This window comes from Pantoea anthophila, assembly GCF_026104315.1.
GTDB classification, from domain to species: Bacteria; Pseudomonadota; Gammaproteobacteria; order Enterobacterales; family Enterobacteriaceae; genus Pantoea; species Pantoea anthophila.
The window spans coordinates 3,745,098-3,761,776 of the sequence record NZ_CP110473.1; the positions used below are offsets into that span (position 1 = coordinate 3,745,098).

The window sequence follows — 16,679 nt, forward strand, 5'->3', positions numbered from 1 at the left end:
AGGGGCGGTCTGGATGGCTCGCTTCCCGCCTGTGCGGGTCATACGGTCAGCGTCAGGCGTCGGTATGTTTATCCTCATCCTGTGACCAGCGGCCTTTACCCACATAGTAACGGGAAAAGAATACGCCGACTTCAAACAGGCAGTACATCGGAATAGCGAGCAAAGTTTGGGAAAAAACGTCCGGAGGTGTGAGCAGCATCCCGACTACGAAAGCGCCCACCAGAATATAGGGACGTTTCTTTTTCAGATCTTCCGGGCTGGTGATACCGGTCCAGCAGAGCAACACGATCGCCACCGGCACCTCAAACGCCACCCCAAAGGCCATGAAGAGAGTCATGACGAAATCGAGGTATTTGGCGATATCCGTTGCGACCGTCACGCCGATGGGCGCGGTCTTGGTGAAAAAGCCAAATGCCAGCGGGAAAACGACGAAATAAGCGAAGGCCACACCGAAGTAGAACAGGAAGGTGCTGGAAAAGAGCAGCGGCATCACCAGCCTGCGCTCATGCCGGTAGAGCGCCGGGGCGACAAATGCCCAGACCTGATAGAGGATCACCGGCACCGCGAGAAACACTGACACGATGATGGTCAGCTTTATCGGGGTAAAGAACGGCGAGGCGACATCGGTTGCAATCATGCTGGAGCCCACCGGCATCTGACTGATCAGCGGTGATGCGACCAGCTGGTAGATGTCGTTGGCGAAATAGACCAGTACCAGGAAAATGACCAGTACGGCGATGATGCAGTTCAGTAATCGCTTACGCAGCTCAATCAGATGGCTGATGAGCGGTTGGGTATCTTCAACGGCCATTATCGTTCATCACCTGCAGAAGAGGAGGTCGCGGAAGGACGCGCAGACCCTGATGACCTGGCGGCGTCGCCAGCGGGTGCCTGTGCCGGTGCGCTGGCCACAGCAGCAGGCGCAGCAGAGGATGGCGCAGCCGGAGCGGATGGCGCAGCAGAGGGTCGCTGTGCGGCCGCGGCCGGTGCGGGTTGCACCGCGGCATCGGCACCCGCTACCGCAGACGGTGCCTGTGCCGGTGCGCTGGCCTGATGCTCTGCTGAGGCTGGCGTCGCGGCGGTTTCCGTCGCAGCAGGCTCAGGGGCATACCGGTGCTGTGCTGAGTGGATGGTGTTCGCTTCGTCTTCCTCTTTTTCAATGTCGATGCTCTGACTGACCGAGCGCTTCATTGAATCTGCCGTTTTACGCAGCTCTTCCATCGACTCCTTCAGCTCAGGGGAGAGCGTGCCACGGCCCGCCTCTTCCACCTTTTTCAGGCTCTCCTGCAACTCCTGCAGTTTGAGTTCCTGCGCCAGTTCATGTTGTACATTGGCTGCCAGCGAACGAATCGCCCTGATCCAGCCGACCACGGTTTTCACCGCAACCGGTAATCGTTGCGGGCCGAGTACAATCAGCCCGATCACGAACACCAATACCAGTTCACTAAAACCAATATCGAACACGGTTTACACCTGCTTGTCGTTCTTGGCTTCTTCTTTGTTAGCCGAAGTTTGCTGTTTGTCCGCCAGCGTTTTGGCAGCGAAGTCAGCGTCCTGCTCTTTCGGTTGATCCTTTTTGTCGTCCTCATCACTCATGGCCTTTTTGAAGCCACGAATCGAAGAACCTAAATCCGAACCCAGATTACGTAATTTATTGGTACCGAACAGAAGTACAACAATCACGGCAATGATTAACAGTTGCCAGATACTGATACCGCCCATGAGATAGCCTCTAATATTCTGTGAAAACGATAAGGTAATGCAGGACAGAGTGCCCTTTTTAGCCGGGCTTTAGCCAGCGACATTACCTTTTTTTAAACAGACGTGACAATCAGTTTGTCTTACGCCAGCCGATTAGCCACGAAACGATTCCTGCCGCCATCAGAACCGCCGGAAAGAGATCCCAGTCCGGTCGGGTGAGCAGAACTGCCGTTCCGCTTAGCAGCAGTGTGGCACCGACGCCAAACAGATAACGCGCCTGATGATGACGGACGCGCTGCGCATTGAGATCGCCCACTAATTTATCGACGCTGTGCCGTAAAAGCTTGTGCTGGCGCATGCTGTCGTAAAAGAGTTCTGGCAGCTCCGGGAGCTTTTCAGCCCAGAACGGCGCTTTCTCTTTGACCGCACGGATAATGGCGGGGATACCCACCTGATCCTTGATCCACTCTTCCAGGAAGGGTTTGGCCGTTTTCCACAGGTCGAGCTGTGGGTAGAGCTGACGGCCAATGCCTTCCACATAAAGCAGCGTTTTTTGCAGCAGCACCAGCTGCGGCTGCACTTCCATATTAAAGCGACGCGCGGTGTTGAACAGGTTCAGCAGCACATGCCCGAACGAGATCTCAGCCAGCGGCTTTTCAAAAATCGGCTCACACACCGTGCGAATCGCAAACTCGAAATCTTCGACGTTGGTATCGGGCGGTACCCAGCCGGAATCAACGTGCAGCTCGGCAACCTTGCGATAGTCACGGTTGAAGAACGCGATAAAGTTTTCTGCCAGATAACGCTTATCTTCTTTGTTCAGCGACCCCACGATGCCGCAGTCGATACCGATATATTGCGGATCTTCCGGGTGTTCATAGCTGACAAAAATATTGCCCGGATGCATATCTGCGTGGAAGAAGCTGTCGCGGAAGACCTGGGTAAAGAAGACCTGGACACCCCGTTCGGCCAGCAGCTTCATGTTCACGCCATGGCGCTCCAGCGTCGCAACGTCGGAAATCGGGATACCGTAAATGCGCTCCATCACCATCATGGTTTCGCTGCAATAGTCGGAATAGACTTCCGGCACATAGAGCATACGGCTCTCTTCAAAATTGCGGCGTAACTGAATGGCGTTAGCGGCTTCGCGTAACAGGTTCAGCTCATCAAGCAGGGTTTTCTCATAATCGCGCACCACTTCGACCGGACGCAGACGACGGCCATCCGGCAGCAGACGCGGAACCCAGCGCGCCAGGCGATAGATCAGCTTCATATCCGCTTTGATCACCGGCAAAATGTCGGGGCGGATCACTTTGATCACCACTTTTTTGCCGTTAGATTTCAGCGTGGCGGTGTGAACCTGCGCAATCGACGCAGACGCCAGCGGCTTAATGTCAAAATCATCAAACCAGGTCTCAATGGGTGCGCCCATTGAGGCTTCAATCTGTGCTTTCGCTTTGACGCCATCGAAGGGCGCCACACGGTCCTGCAGGATCGCCAGCTGATCGGCGATCAGCGGCGGGAAGAGATCCCGGCGCGTTGACAGCATCTGACCAAACTTGATCCAGACCGGCCCCAGTTGCTCCATCGCCATACGCATACGCGCACCGGTCGGTTCATGCTGGTGCAGATTGGGGATCCAGAAAATTGAGCGACGCCACAGGCGGAACAGGAAAGTGAGACGTGTCTGCGGGATCAGTTCATCAAGGCCATAGGTCAGAAACACCTTCATGATCAGATATAAGCGGCGGATCTCTCCTAAACTCATTTTGCCTCCAGCTGCGCCAGACGCGCATCAAGCGCCTCAAGCGCACGTTCCATCGCGTCGACCTCCTCAGAAAACCAGGCCAGTTCCAGTGAGCCAGGCGCAACACGCCACTCTTCGGTCATGGCCTGTCCGAGATATCCCTGACGACGCGCTGCTTCACCTTTGAAAAAGCGGAAAGCCTGCTGTGCCCGCTGACTGATGCCCTGCGCGGCGATGTCGCCCACCCAGGGAGCCAGATATTCCGCCGGATCCAGCTCAGCCAGATCCATCAGCGCCGAGAACTGCTGCACCACCTGCAGATCGCCCTCTACCTGCAGTTCACCGCTGCGAATCAGCGGCGTCAGCTGCTGGCGATCGCGCAGCTTTGGCAGACTTTTCAGCGAGGTGATCACCGTGCAGTCGCTGCGGTCCTGCCAGTCAGCTAACACATCCAGCTGCTGTTCACTGAACACCAGCACCAGGGGAGACGAGAACTCATTCAGGCGCAGTGTCAGGACTTTGCCATTCAGACGTTGCCGCGCCGGCTTAAGGCCGCGATCGCGGTACAGAATACGGTTCAGCGCCGTCTCCATGCCCGCCGTAATCAAAGGAGTCAGGTTCATCACCATCTCACTCAGAACTTAAATCCACGATGCAGCGCCACGATGCCGCCAGTCATGTTGGAGTAAGTGGTATTTTCAAAGCCGACATCGTTCATCATCGCCTTTAGGGTCTCCTGATCGGGATGCATACGGATCGATTCGGCCAGATAGCGGTAGCTCTCAGCATCCTGCGCCACCAGCTGGCCGATACGCGGCAGAATGTGGAACGAGTAAGCGTCATACGCTTTGCTCAGCGGGTCCAGCACTGGCTTAGAGAACTCCAGCACCAGCAGGCGTCCGCCCGGCTTAAGCACCCGGAACATGGAGGCCAGCGCCTTCTCTTTTTCCGTGACGTTGCGCAGACCAAAGGAGATGGTGATGCAGTCGAAGTAGTTATCAGGGAAAGGCAGAGCTTCTGCGTTGGCCTGCACGTAACTGACGTTGCCCACCACACCCTGATTGCGCAGCTTTTCGCGGCCCATCTTCAGCATGGAACTGTTGATATCCGCCAGTACCACCTGACCGGTGTCACCCACCAGACGAGAGAATTTTGCCGTCAGATCGCCGGTGCCTCCCGCCAGATCCAACACACGCTGACCGCGGCGAACACCGCTGCTGTCGATGGTAAAGCGCTTCCAGATACGATGGACGCCAAAGGACATCAAATCGTTCATCAGGTCATATTTTGCCGCTACGGAGTGAAACACATCCGCGACTTTGTCAGCTTTTTCGCTTTTGGCGACCGTCTGAAAGCCAAAATGGGTGGTTTCCTGCTGTGATTCATCTGCCATCGGTTTTACCTGCTCCACAAACAATACTTTCCGAAGTGTATCAGAGTCACGGAAGTCAGGCACGCTGCGCCCATACTATTCGTGGAGGCGTCTCACACGCCTGTCACTGTCATCCGCATCCTCATCATCCCTGTCGTCATCTGCCATCCGCTTTTCCGGCATGGCCCGTTCGGCCAGCTGAGGATTGATCGGCCGTTTGATTTCAACGCCCAGCGCACGGAAGCCTTCCGTCTGCGCAATCAGGTTACCGCGCCCCTCTGCCAGCTTTTTCATCGCCTCGCGATAGCTGTTCTGCGCTTTGTCCAGACTGTGACCAATACCGCTCATGTCATCCACAAACAGCCGCATCTTGTCATAGAGGCGTGCGGCCCGATCGGCAATACGCTGTGCATTGCGGCTCTGGTGCTCATAGCGCCACAGATTATTGATGGTCCGTAACGCCACCAGCAGCGTGGTGGGGCTGACCAGCATGATATTCTGCTGCAGCGCCTCGCTAATCAGCTCAGGCTGGCGGTCGATCGCCAGTAAAAAGGCCGGTTCAACCGGAATGAACATCAACACATAATCCAGCGAGCGTAAACCGGGCAATTGTTGATAATCTTTTCGCCCCAGCAGGCGGATATGGGCCCGCATGGCGCTGACATGCTCCTGAATCGCCTGTTCACGTTCGATCTCATCATCCGCATTGAAGTAGCGCTCATAGGCCACCAGCGTCATCTTGGCGTCCACCACCACATCTTTGCCCTGTGGCAGCCGCACAATCACATCCGGCTGCATCCTGCCCTGCTGTTCAGACTGAATGCTGACCTGCGTTTCATATTCATAGCCTTCACGCAGCCCGGAGGCTTCCAGCACCCGGCTCAGGACCACTTCCCCCCAGTTACCCTGGATTTTATTGTCGCCCTTCAGGGCTTTGGTCAGGTTGAGCGCCTCCTGCGCCATCTGCGCATTCAGCTGCTGAAGCTGACGGATTTCGTGGGTCAGGGTGTGACGTTCACGCGCCTCTGCGCCAAAGCTTTCATGCACCTGACGACGAAAGCCATCCAGCTGTTCACGTAACGGGCCAATCAGGCTATCCAGGCTTTGACGGTTCTGCTCATCGACGCGACGGCCGCTGTTTTCGAAAATGCGGTTGGCGAGGTTTTCAAACTGGGCGCTGAGACGCTGCTCGCTGTTGGTCAGCAGGCGCTGCTTCTCCTCGGCGGCAAAACGGGTCTCTTCCAGACGGATGGTCACCTCACGCAGCTCCGCTTCCTGCGCGCTGTTGACCTCCAGCTGATTGCGCAGCTCGCGATTGAGCTGCTCGCTTTCATTGCGCCAGTAGTCGAGCTGCTGCAGCCGCTCCGTGGCTCCGCTCAGGGCACCGTGCAGCTGACGCAGCTCCTGTTCCCGCTCCCGGATCTGCTGCTGAAGCTGTTCAGTCTGCTGCTGCTGACGCTGCTGCGCCTCCTGCTGCAGACGGCGCTCAGTCTGGAAACTGGCGGCCTGATGCCCGGCACGAAGCTGTGCCAGCATCCAGCCGATCCCGACCCCGGCAAGCGCCAGACAGATGCTGATGATGATGTGCTGATCCATGATTTCCCCGCGACTTACGCTGCTGAGGAAAAAGGTAGAGTCGCACTGTATGAATGTCCAGATAAATTTATTCGCGCTCAGCAACTTAGAGCGCGGTCACCGTCACCCTTCCCGCCTGCCACTCCTCAATCAGAAAAAAGGGCATCGGCAACAGCCACTCACCCTGCTTAACCTGCGCCAGATAGTGCCAGGTGGTTTCGCCCGCGGTGATCGCCACGCGCTGTCTGCTGCCGTCGGCCGCACTGGCTTTCCCGGTCATACTGGCAAAGCCGGCATTGCTGCCCACGTGGAACTGCGGCGTCTGCCAGCGCACCGGCGCATGGGCAGGCCACGGCCGGGCCTGATGAAAGTGAAACAGTTCATCGTGATTCAGCACGCTTTCACGTACTGTCGGCCACAACGCCACTTTGAGGAAATATTGATCGGTGAAGCGTTCGCTCCCCCGGTAGTGCGCAATAAAATCACGCATCGCCTGCTCCACGTTGTGAAAGACGCCATGACAGCCGCCCCACATCCCCGCCAGCAGCAGTTCGGTGTGGGAAAAGTAGTCACGCATATGGTGGAACCAGTAAGGTGAAGCCAGCCAGGCGCTGACCGCCGCCGCTTCGCGCTCTGAGAGCAGCGAGTCGGCATCGCGGACGATAAAGCGCTTCACGCCAGGATCGTCCATCACCAGAAAACGCCACAGGGTGGGAAACAGGGTTTTCTCATGCGACATATCGACCCGTTGCACATGCGGCTGGTCCAGTCGCTGCCAGACATGCTGCGGCACGCTGTCGTCAAGGTAGATGCGGCAGACCCAGCCGGGATAGAGTTCAGGTACGACTTCGACGTTTTTAATCAGGGTTTCGCAGTAGCGCGGCTGGTCACCAAACAGGCTGAAGGCAATGACATTCTGGTGCGGCTGTGTGAGATCGGCAGGCTCGGGCTGGGGAGCGGGAAACGCCACACGCTGCCCCTGACTGAAACGCGCATCGGACTGCATCAGCGACGCCAGACCATAGCGCGCCACCTCATCCGGCTTATTCAGCCAGCCACAGACTTCGGTCAGGCCATCCAGCCAGGTTTCAGAGGCGGTGCTGCGCACCGCGGGCGGGGAGTGCGCAATCTTCTGATAGATTTTATAGGACTTCTGGTACTGACCCAGACGCAGCAGACAGAGTGCATAGTCGCTCAGCACCTGCATCTGCTGAGGCAGATAGCGCAGTGCCTCTTCGCAGCACTGGGCGGCCTGTGCATAGTCACCCTGCTGCATGGCGGCACGGAAGCGTTCGGCACCGCGTTCCAGCCGGGCATTAAGGGCGGCGGGATCGGCTTTGAATGCCGGTCGTCGGACAGGAAGTGTATTGCGCATAAGCCTTCTCAGGTTTCACTGAAATGACGCGCCCTATACAGCAGCAGGCCCGATAGGGGCCCGCGGCCTGACGCGGCCTACAGCAAGCGACGCGCCGCTTCGACCACAATCTTCACTGCGTCGCTTTCTGTCTGTTTCATGGTGACCGCATCAGGGATCTCTTTCTGCGTACGGTTCACAATGACGCCTGCCACCATACCGGCGCGGAGGCCCTGGCTGGCGCACATGGTTAACAGTGTAGCGGATTCCATCTCATAGTTGAGGACACCCATCTCCTGCCACTCTTTCATCGAACCCTTGAAACGGCCGACGACGCGGCCTGAGACGGTGTCGTAGCGCTCCTGGCCCGGATAGAAGGTGTCAGAGGAGGCGGTAATGCCGATATGGGTTGTGGCGCCACAGGCTTCTGCAGCCGCCACCAGCGCAGTGGTACAGCCGAAGTCAGCCACCGCCGGGAACTCCATCGGCGCGAAATGCAGGCTGGCGCCATCCAGGCGCACGGAGGCGGTCGTGACCAGCACATCGCCGACGTTGATATGTGGCTGAATGGCACCCGTGGTGCCGACGCGCAGGAAGGTGCGCACGCCAAGCTGAGCCAGCTCTTCTACCGCAATCGAGGTCGAAGGACCGCCGATGCCGGTTGAGCAGACAACCACCGGCTTGCCATCCAGCTTTGCCAGCCAGGAGGTAAATTCACGGTGTGAGGCGAGATGCGTGGCATCCTCCATCAGTCCGGCAATTTTCTTCACGCGCTCCGGGTCGCCCGGCACAATCGCCAGGGTGGCGCCCTGCAGATCGGCTTTCGTCAGGCCAAGATGGAAAACGTCAGACTGTGTCATTTGCAGACTCCTGTTAAGGGATGATAGCGCGCCACTCTACGCCAGCACGCCCGATAAATATGTGACATCATTCACTTAAGAAAATGAAAGTTACATTTACCGGAAGAAAAAATGCGACATTAATCACACATTAACATCTTCTTCGCCCGGATAACGCCCGGTGGGGCTGTGTCGGGGTCAGGGCAATGTTAAAGAGGTGGATGCGTTTGTTCGCTGCTGATTCTGTTACCCGACACCTGGCACGCACGCTTTCGGGCCAGGCTATAGTTACGTGATTGCGCCAATGCTTGCACGGAGAGAATAATGAAACCCAGTGATACTTTGCCACAAAAACCGGCGACGGGCGGCTTTGCCCCAGCCGTGCAGCCCACCGCCGACACCACCATTATTACCGATAGTCCGGCCATTCACGCAGGTGAGACTTCCGTGCCCAGTCAGGGCGAAAACATGCCGGCCTATTTTGCAAAACCGCAGTCAGCGGAAGGTCCTTTACCCGTCGTGCTGGTGGTGCAGGAGATCTTTGGTGTGCACGAACACATCCGGGATATCTGCCGCCGTCTGGCGCTGGAAGGCTATCTGGCGATTGCACCGGAGCTCTATTTCCGTGAGGGCGATCCCTCTGAGTATCACGATATCCCGACGCTGTTCAGCGAGCTGGTCAGTAAAGTGCCGGATACTCAGGTGCTGGCTGACCTGGACCATGCCGCCAACTGGGCCGCACGCAACGGCGGCGATATCCGCCGCATGGGCATTACCGGTTTCTGCTGGGGTGGCCGCATCAGCTGGCTCTACGCCGCGCACAATCCGCAGCTGCGCGCCGCCGTGGCCTGGTATGGACGGCTGACCGGCGACCGCACTCTGAAGCAGCAGAAGCACCCGATTGATATTGCCGTCGCGCTCAACGCGCCGGTTTTAGGACTCTATGGCGGACAGGACGAGAGCATCCCGCTGGAGAGCGTCGAGCAGATGCGACAGGCGCTGCATGCCGCCAATGCCACCGCCGAGATCATCGTCTATCCCGAAGCGGGTCATGCGTTTAATGCAGACTACCGCCCGAGCTACCATGCGGAATCGGCTCAGGATGGCTGGCAGCGGATGCTGACCTGGTTCAGGCAATATGGTGTGACCTCGCAGTAACTGAAAAAGGGGCGCGTCTGCGCCCCTTTTTTTTGCCACCCGGACCCGCTCCCCTACGCCGTCTCACCACGCAGTTTCTTCGCCGCCGTTACCATATTGGCCAGCGCCTGCCGTGTTTCCGTCCAGCCGCGCGTTTTCAGGCCGCAGTCCGGGTTTACCCACAGACGCGCTGCCGGAATCCGTTGTGCGGCCTTCTGCAGCAGGGCCTCTATCCACTCAACGCTGGGAACGTTAGGCGAGTGAATGTCATAGACGCCGGGGCCGATTTCATTCGGATAGTCGAAATGCTCAAACGATTCCAGCAGCTCCATATCGGAGCGCGAGGTTTCAATGGTGATGACATCCGCATCCAGCGCCGCAATGGCATCCATGATGTCGTTGAACTCGCAGTAACACATATGGGTGTGAATCTGGGTGTCATCCTGCGCCACGGCCGCGGTAAGCCGGAACGCCTCTACCGCCCAGGTCAGGTAGGCGGCCCACTCCGACTGATGCAAAGGCAGGCCCTCACGCAGAGCCGGTTCATCTATCTGAATAATCCCGATTCCCGCCTTCTCCAGATCTTTCACTTCATCACGCAGCGCCAGCGCGATCTGCTTTGCGAGGGTTTCCCGTGACACATCTTCACGCGGGAAAGACCAGCAGAGGATGGTAACCGGGCCAGTCAGCATCCCTTTTACCGGCTTGTCGGTCAGCGACTGCGCATAGCTGGCCCACTCCACGGTGATCGCCGCCGGCCGGCTGATATCCCCGATGATCACCGGCGGTTTCACACAGCGGGAACCGTAGCTCTGCACCCAGCCGTTCTGGGTGAAGACAAATCCCTCCAGATGCTCGCCAAAATACTCCACCATGTCGTTGCGTTCCGCTTCACCGTGAACCAGCACATCCAGCCCCAGCCGCTCCTGTTCGGTAATGGCCTGCCTGATATGTGCCGCGATGCCGGTGCGGTAGTGGCTGCTGTCGAGACGGCCCTGCTTAAAGTCGAGGCGCAGGCCACGGATCTCAGTGGTCTGTGGAAAAGAGCCGATGGTGGTGGTGGGCCAGGCCGGCAGTCTGAAACGCTGACGCTGCAGGGCAGCCCGCTCAGAATAGGCGCGCTGGCGCTGACTGAGCTGTGGCGTGATGGCCTGCAGACGCTGGCCCACTGCGGCATTGTGCACGCGGCGCGAGTGCGCACGGGCGCGCACCGGGGCACTCCAGGCCTCCAGCGACGCCGCATCGTTCTGGTTCAGTGCGTGAGTAAGCAGCGAAAGTTCAGCACACTTCTGCAGGGCGAAAGCGAACCAGCTTTTGACCTCATCATCCAGACGGGTTTCCACGCTGAGATCGATCGGGCTGTGCAGCAGCGAGCAGGAGGAGCCGATCCAGACCTGTTCCCGCTGTGCAATCACCGGTTGCAGACGGCTGAACCAGCGGCTGAGATCGGCGCGCCAGACGTTACGCCCGTTGATCACCCCGAGTGACAGCAGCCAGCTGGCGGGCAGTTGCTGATTCAGCTGCTGGAGGTCATCGTGGCCATGAACCAGATCGACATGCAGGCCCTGCACCGGCAGTGCGCGAATCACCTCAATGTTCTGTCCGATGCTGTCAAAGTAGGTGGTCAGCAGCAGTCTGCTGTGACCCTGCAGCGCGTCATACGCCGGTTTAAAGGCGTCGCGCCACGCCTGCGGCAGTTCCAGGGCCAGGGCCGGTTCATCAATCTGCACCCATTCGATGCCCCGTCTGGCCAGTTCTGCCAGCACCTGCTGGTAGACGGGCAGAATCGCCTCCAGCAGCGACAGGCGCTCGAACGGCTCACCTTTCACTTTCCCCAGCCACAGATAGGTTACCGGCCCCAGCAGCACCGGCTTGATGTTGTGACCCAGCGCCAGCGCCTCATCGACCTCGTCCAGCAGCTGCGTCCAGGTCAGTTTAAACCGCTGTCCCCGGGTAAATTCCGGCACCATGTAGTGATAGTTGGTGTTAAACCATTTAGTCATCTCTGCCGCGGCGGCGGGTTCCCCGCTGGGGGCTCGACCACGGCCCAGGCGGAACAGGGTGTCCAGGTCAACGCTGCCCTCCGGGTTCTGATGGCGTGCGGGCACGTTGCCCAGCATCAGGCTGGTGGTCAGCACATGATCGTACCAGGCGAAATCGCCGACCGGCAGCAGATCGACACCCGCCGCTTTCTGCTGTTGCCAGTGGCGGGCGCGCAGTTCACGGCCTACCGCCAGTAAGTCCTGCTGCGAAATATCATCCGCCCAGTACTGCTCCAGTGCTTTTTTCAGTTCCCGGCGCAGGCCAATACGGGGAAAGCCGAGGGTGTGGTTCAGGATAGTCATGTGCTGTTCTCCAGATAATCTTTCACGCTGGCTTTTACAGGCAGCCAGAGAGGTTTAGCCGTCCAGATGTTTACACTGCTATAATCTGCGGGTACTGTATGTGGCTCAAGCGCAATATGTTCATTTTCGATGTGAAGGACCCTCATGATCGAACTCAAGCACCTGCGGACGCTTCAGGCTCTGCGCAACACGGGATCGCTGGCGGCGGCGGCGGCCCAGCTTCACCAGACGCAATCGGCGCTCTCTCATCAGTTCAGCGACCTGGAGCAGCGGCTGGGATTCCGCCTGTTCGTGCGTAAAAGTCAGCCGCTGCGGTTTACGCCGCAGGGCGATATTCTGCTGCAGCTGGCAGAGCAGGTGTTGCCGCAGATCCAGCACGCCCTGCAGGCGTGCCATGAGCCGCATCAGACCACGCTGCGGGTGGCGATCGAGTGTCATAGCTGTATTCAGTGGCTGACCCCCGCGCTGGATAAATTCCGTCAGAGCTGGCCGCAGGTGGTGATGGATTTCAAATCGGGCGTGACCTTTGATCCTCAGCCCGCTCTGCAGCAGGGTGAGCTGGATGTGGTGCTGACCTCCGATATTCTGGCGCGCTCCGGCCTGTTCTACTCCCCGATGTTCGATTATGAAGTGCGGCTGGTGCTGGCAACGGATCATCCGCTGGCGCAGGTGGAGCAGATTGCCCCGGAAGATCTGGCTGATGAGGTATTGATGATCTATCCGGTGCAGCGTCAGCGTCTGGATATCTGGCGTCACTTCCTGCAGCCTGCTGGCGTCAGCCCGGCGCTGAAAAGCGTCGATAACACCCTGCTGATGATTCAGATGGTTTCCGCGCGCATGGGTATCGCGGCGCTGCCGCACTGGGTGGTGGAGAGTTTTGAGAAGCAGGGTCTGGTCGTGACCCGCACGCTGGGTGAGGGGCTCTGGAGTCGTCTTTACGCCGCCGTGCGCGAAGGTGAACAGCGGCAGCCGGTGCTGGAAGCCTTTATCCGTTTCGCCCGTCAGCACGCCTGTGAGCATCTGCCGTTTGTGCGCGATGCTGCGCTGCCCGGTGCGGTGTTGCAGCGGTAAATGGTCGGGCACAAACCTGCGCGAACGCTGGTAAAATCCCCTATAATGCGCAGCCTGTCGACTGACCATGAGAAGATCTCACCATGACTAATAACGATATTCTGCGCAGCGTGCGCTACATGCTTAATCTGAGCGATGCCGGAATGGTGAAGATTTTTGCGCTGGCGGAATGTGAGGTACCCGAGACGGATGTTCAGGCGTGGCTGAAAAAAGATGACGACGCCGCGTTCCGTCCCTGCCCTGATGTGCTGATGGGGTATTTTCTGAATGGCCTGATTTTTTACCGTCGTGGTAAAAGCGAAGAGGCGCCTGCCCCATCGATCGAGCGCAAAATGAATAACAATATCTTCATGAAGAAACTGCGTATCGCGTTCGATCTGAAAACGACCGACATTCCTGACGTGCTGAAGCGCGCAAACTTTACCGTGTCGCAGGCGGAAGTAGGGGCGATTTTCCGCAAGCCCGACCATAAAAACTACCGCGAGTGTGGCGATCAGATTCTGCGTAACTTCCTGAAAGGACTGGCGATGATCCAGCGTCCGAAGAGTGATAAGCCAGCTTAATTTCTGATCGCTTCTGACCTCTGCGTGGTCAGAGGTGGCGCATCTGATCGCAAAGAAAGCCTGCATCCATGCAGCACGGCCTCGCCATCCCTGGCTCGGACGCTTTGCTCCCCCAGCTGCGCCACCCCTTACCTCCCGCTTCATCAGGGCTTTGACAAGAACAGCACCGGGCCTGCCATTCCCTCCTTCATGCTCGCACTGAGCCACGCATTTAACAGCGATGAGGCTGTCGCGCCTCATGGGCTGGCGCGTCAGAAGAGCGAAGCGTCCGGGCCAGGGATGGCCCGGCCGATCCACAAGGAGGTGAGATTCCTTCGCGATCGGACGCGCCAGCCCGGGAGGCCTCACCTGACCCACAGCCACTGATTAGGTGCGATTCTCCTTTAAGATCGGCTACTACGCCCCACCACCCAGCGCTTATGCACCCACAGCGAGGCGAGGATCACCAGCGCACCCGCAATAAAGCTCGGCCAGTGCGGTTTCTCCTGCCAGATTGCCAGATTCACCAGCAGCCCGGCGGGAACGTGCATGTTATTCATAATGCCCAGCGTGCCGGCATCGACCTGCGTTGCACCGTAGTTCCACATAAAATAGCCCAGACCGGAAGCCGCAACGCCCAGCCAGACCAGAATGCCCCACTGCAGTGAGGTGGTCGGCAACTTCTGCGGATTACCCCAGGCGCACCACGCGATCACGGCAATCACGACCGCACCCAGATAGAACCAGGAGAAGGCGGTGTGCTGCGGCATCGGACGGGTCTCCTGCAGACGCTTATACCCAACCATTCCCGCCGCAAAACAGATGTTTGCCAGCTGCACTAACAGCAGCCCGAACCAGAAATGATCGCTGACTTTGTCATAACGGATAATCGCCGCACCGGCCACCGCCAGCAGCGCACTGAACACATAACCGATGCGCAGCGGACGACGGCTGATCAGATCGTAAATCAGCGTCACATACAGCGGCGTCATCACCGTAAACAGCAAAAATTCTGAAACGCTCAGATAGAGATAGGCTTCAAAACTCAGCAGATACATCACCCCGAGCTGCAGCATCCCTACCAGCATATAAAGCAGCAGCGTTGAAGGGCGGTAGCCGCGCCAGCGCAGGAAAGGCAGGAAGACCAGCGCAGCCAGCGCCAGACGCATCAGAACGGAAAACCAGCTGTCCACCTGCCCGGCAAGGTATTCGCCAATCAGACTGAACGAAAAGGCCCACAGAATAGTGGTAATAATTAATAAGAACACGGTCATGACCCTGAAATTAACAGGCCGCCAGTGTAAACAATGTGCTGCCATCAGGCTGTGAAATCTGGTTGACATCTGACTATAAAAGATTCGATCAGAATCTTTAAGCAGCAGACCGTTTACACAGACTGACATAACTGTCGACATAACCGCTTTTCCGCCAGACAAAATGCGCGAAATGATCCATCAGGTGAACACTTTCGCTCTCAACTGTAATAAAACTGTAACAAATGTGTCATTCATCACAGTAACGCTGCGCAACTAACACTATTCTTTGCGCGAAATGGAACATCGGATGGCCATTTTCTCCTCTTTTCCTGCTTCAACCTGCCGGGAATTCAAAAACCATAATGTGCCCTGGAGGGCCTCACTGATGCTGAGCATTTTTAAACCTGCGCCACGCCAGCCACAGGTGGCAGAGGATCGTGTCGATCCCCTCTACCGTCGTCTGCGCTGGCAAATTTTCATCGGGATCTTCTTCGGTTATGCCGCCTACTATCTGGTCAGAAAAAACTTTGCGCTCGCGATGCCCTATCTGGTCGAGCAGGGTTTTTCGCGGGGCGATTTAGGGTTTGCCCTGTCGGGCATCTCCATCGCCTACGGCTTTTCAAAATTCATCATGGGATCGGTGTCGGACCGCTCAAACCCGCGCGTCTTCCTGCCGGCTGGCCTGATTCTGGCCGCGGCGGTGATGCTGATCATGGGATTTGTGCCCTGGGCGACCTCCAGCATCATGGTGATGTTTGTACTGCTGTTTATCTGCGGCTGGTTTCAGGGGATGGGCTGGCCGCCGTGCGGACGCACCATGGTTCACTGGTGGTCACAGAAGGAGCGCGGCCGGATCGTCTCGGTCTGGAACTGCGCCCATAATGTGGGCGGCGGTATCCCCCCGCTGCTGTTTCTGCTGGGCATGGCGTGGTTTAACGACTGGAAAGCGGCGCTCTACATGCCCGCTTTTGGCGCGATTGCCATTGCGATTCTGGCCTTTGCGCTGATGCGCGATACCCCGCAATCCTGTGGCCTGCCGCCGATTGAAGCGTATAAAAACGACTATCCGCCCGATTACGATGCCAGCCATGAAGAGGAGCTGACGGCAAAGCAGATCTTCATGAAGTATGTGCTGCCGAACAAGCTGCTGTGGTACATCGCGCTGGCCAACGTGTTTGTCTATCTGCTGCGCTACGGCATCCTCGACTGGTCTCCGACCTATCTCAAAGAGGTGAAACACTTCACGCTGGATAAGTCCTCCTGGGCCTACTTCCTGTATGAATATGCGGGGATACCGGGGACGCTGCTCTGCGGCTGGATGTCGGATAAGGTGTTCCGCGGCAATCGGGGGGCGACCGGGGTGTTCTTTATGACGCTGGTCACCGTCGCGACCGTCATCTACTGGCTCAATCCGGCGGGTAACCCCGGCGTCGATATGGCCTGTATGATCGTGATTGGTTTCCTGATCTACGGCCCGGTGATGCTGATTGGTCTGCACGCGCTGGAGCTGGCCCCGAAAAAAGCGGCAGGAACGGCAGCGGGCTTTACCGGCCTGTTCGGCTACCTGGGAGGCTCGGTGGCCGCCAGCGCCATTGTCGGTTACACCGTCGACTACTTCGGCTGGGATGGCGGCTTCCTGGTGATGATCGCAGGCTGCGTGCTCGCCGTTATTCTGCTGCTCCTGACCATGGTCAGCGAACACAGACACAAACAGAAAATCGCCTGACGGCATAAAAAAAG

At 57.9% G+C, this 16,679-nt stretch carries 15 protein-coding genes; 4 read left to right on the top strand and 11 right to left on the bottom strand.

Annotated elements, in window-relative coordinates; all coding sequences use genetic code 11:
- Positions 1-52: 52 nt before the first annotated feature.
- From tatC to udp, 9 genes are all read right to left on the bottom strand, one after another.
- Positions 53-811, bottom strand: coding sequence for a Sec-independent protein translocase subunit TatC (gene tatC, locus OJ965_RS19945; protein WP_009088508.1), 759 nt, complete (start codon positions 809-811; stop codon positions 53-55).
- On the bottom strand, positions 811-1,464 hold the full coding sequence (gene tatB / locus OJ965_RS19950; RefSeq protein ID WP_009088507.1) for a Sec-independent protein translocase protein TatB: 654 nt from the start codon (positions 1,462-1,464) through the stop codon (positions 811-813). The genes tatC and tatB overlap by 1 nt, the downstream gene beginning before the upstream one ends.
- A gap of 3 nt (positions 1,465-1,467) precedes the next feature.
- Positions 1,468-1,722 (bottom strand): Sec-independent protein translocase subunit TatA, encoded by a 255-nt coding sequence (gene tatA, locus OJ965_RS19955; protein WP_009088506.1) that lies wholly within the window; start codon positions 1,720-1,722, stop codon positions 1,468-1,470.
- A gap of 109 nt (positions 1,723-1,831) precedes the next feature.
- Entirely contained in the window at positions 1,832-3,469 is a 1,638-nt protein-coding gene (gene ubiB / locus OJ965_RS19960; RefSeq protein ID WP_009088503.1) for a ubiquinone biosynthesis regulatory protein kinase UbiB, read from the bottom strand.
- Positions 3,466-4,071 carry a ubiquinone biosynthesis protein UbiJ gene (ubiJ, locus tag OJ965_RS19965; RefSeq protein WP_265137590.1) on the bottom strand — a complete coding sequence of 202 codons (606 nt, stop codon included), beginning with the start codon at positions 4,069-4,071 and terminating at the stop codon, positions 3,466-3,468. The genes ubiB and ubiJ overlap by 4 nt, the downstream gene beginning before the upstream one ends.
- Positions 4,072-4,082: 11 nt before the next feature.
- Positions 4,083-4,841: a bifunctional demethylmenaquinone methyltransferase/2-methoxy-6-polyprenyl-1,4-benzoquinol methylase UbiE gene (gene ubiE / locus OJ965_RS19970; RefSeq protein WP_009088499.1), complete on the bottom strand. Its 759-nt coding sequence runs from the start codon at positions 4,839-4,841 to the stop codon at positions 4,083-4,085.
- A gap of 75 nt (positions 4,842-4,916) precedes the next feature.
- A complete protein-coding gene (rmuC, locus tag OJ965_RS19975) occupies positions 4,917-6,416 on the bottom strand; it encodes a DNA recombination protein RmuC (RefSeq protein WP_140029660.1) in 1,500 nt (499 codons plus the stop codon).
- An 85-nt stretch (positions 6,417-6,501) separates the two neighbouring features.
- Positions 6,502-7,770 (bottom strand): tetratricopeptide repeat protein, encoded by a 1,269-nt coding sequence (locus OJ965_RS19980; RefSeq protein ID WP_058958181.1) that lies wholly within the window; start codon positions 7,768-7,770, stop codon positions 6,502-6,504.
- A gap of 77 nt (positions 7,771-7,847) precedes the next feature.
- Positions 7,848-8,609 carry a uridine phosphorylase gene (gene udp, locus OJ965_RS19985; RefSeq protein ID WP_265137593.1) on the bottom strand — a complete coding sequence of 254 codons (762 nt, stop codon included), beginning with the start codon at positions 8,607-8,609 and terminating at the stop codon, positions 7,848-7,850.
- 303 nt (positions 8,610-8,912) lie between these two features.
- On the opposite strand from udp, the gene OJ965_RS19990 reads away from it, so the two are divergent.
- The gene (locus OJ965_RS19990) at positions 8,913-9,746 is read left to right on the top strand and encodes a dienelactone hydrolase family protein (protein WP_009088490.1); all 834 of its coding nucleotides are present in this window, start codon (positions 8,913-8,915) and stop codon (positions 9,744-9,746) included.
- A gap of 53 nt (positions 9,747-9,799) precedes the next feature.
- Here the strand turns inward: OJ965_RS19990 and metE are convergent, their stop codons facing one another.
- Positions 9,800-12,070 (bottom strand): 5-methyltetrahydropteroyltriglutamate--homocysteine S-methyltransferase, encoded by a 2,271-nt coding sequence (gene metE, locus OJ965_RS19995; RefSeq protein ID WP_265137595.1) that lies wholly within the window; start codon positions 12,068-12,070, stop codon positions 9,800-9,802.
- A 144-nt stretch (positions 12,071-12,214) separates the two neighbouring features.
- Between metE and metR the strand changes: the two genes are divergently transcribed.
- On the top strand, positions 12,215-13,141 hold the full coding sequence (gene metR, locus OJ965_RS20000; RefSeq protein ID WP_009088486.1) for an HTH-type transcriptional regulator MetR: 927 nt from the start codon (positions 12,215-12,217) through the stop codon (positions 13,139-13,141).
- Positions 13,142-13,224: 83 nt separating this feature from the next.
- On the top strand, positions 13,225-13,704 hold the full coding sequence (locus tag OJ965_RS20005; RefSeq protein ID WP_009088484.1) for a YehS family protein: 480 nt from the start codon (positions 13,225-13,227) through the stop codon (positions 13,702-13,704).
- Positions 13,705-14,087: 383 nt separating this feature from the next.
- On the opposite strand, the gene OJ965_RS20010 is transcribed toward OJ965_RS20005, so the two are convergent.
- Positions 14,088-14,951, bottom strand: coding sequence for a carboxylate/amino acid/amine transporter (locus tag OJ965_RS20010; protein WP_033736487.1), 864 nt, complete (start codon positions 14,949-14,951; stop codon positions 14,088-14,090).
- A gap of 373 nt (positions 14,952-15,324) precedes the next feature.
- Here OJ965_RS20010 and glpT point away from each other — a divergent pair, with 373 nt between their 5' ends.
- Positions 15,325-16,665, top strand: coding sequence for a glycerol-3-phosphate transporter (gene glpT, locus OJ965_RS20015; protein WP_009088478.1), 1,341 nt, complete (start codon positions 15,325-15,327; stop codon positions 16,663-16,665).
- The last annotated feature ends 14 nt before the right edge of the window (positions 16,666-16,679 follow it).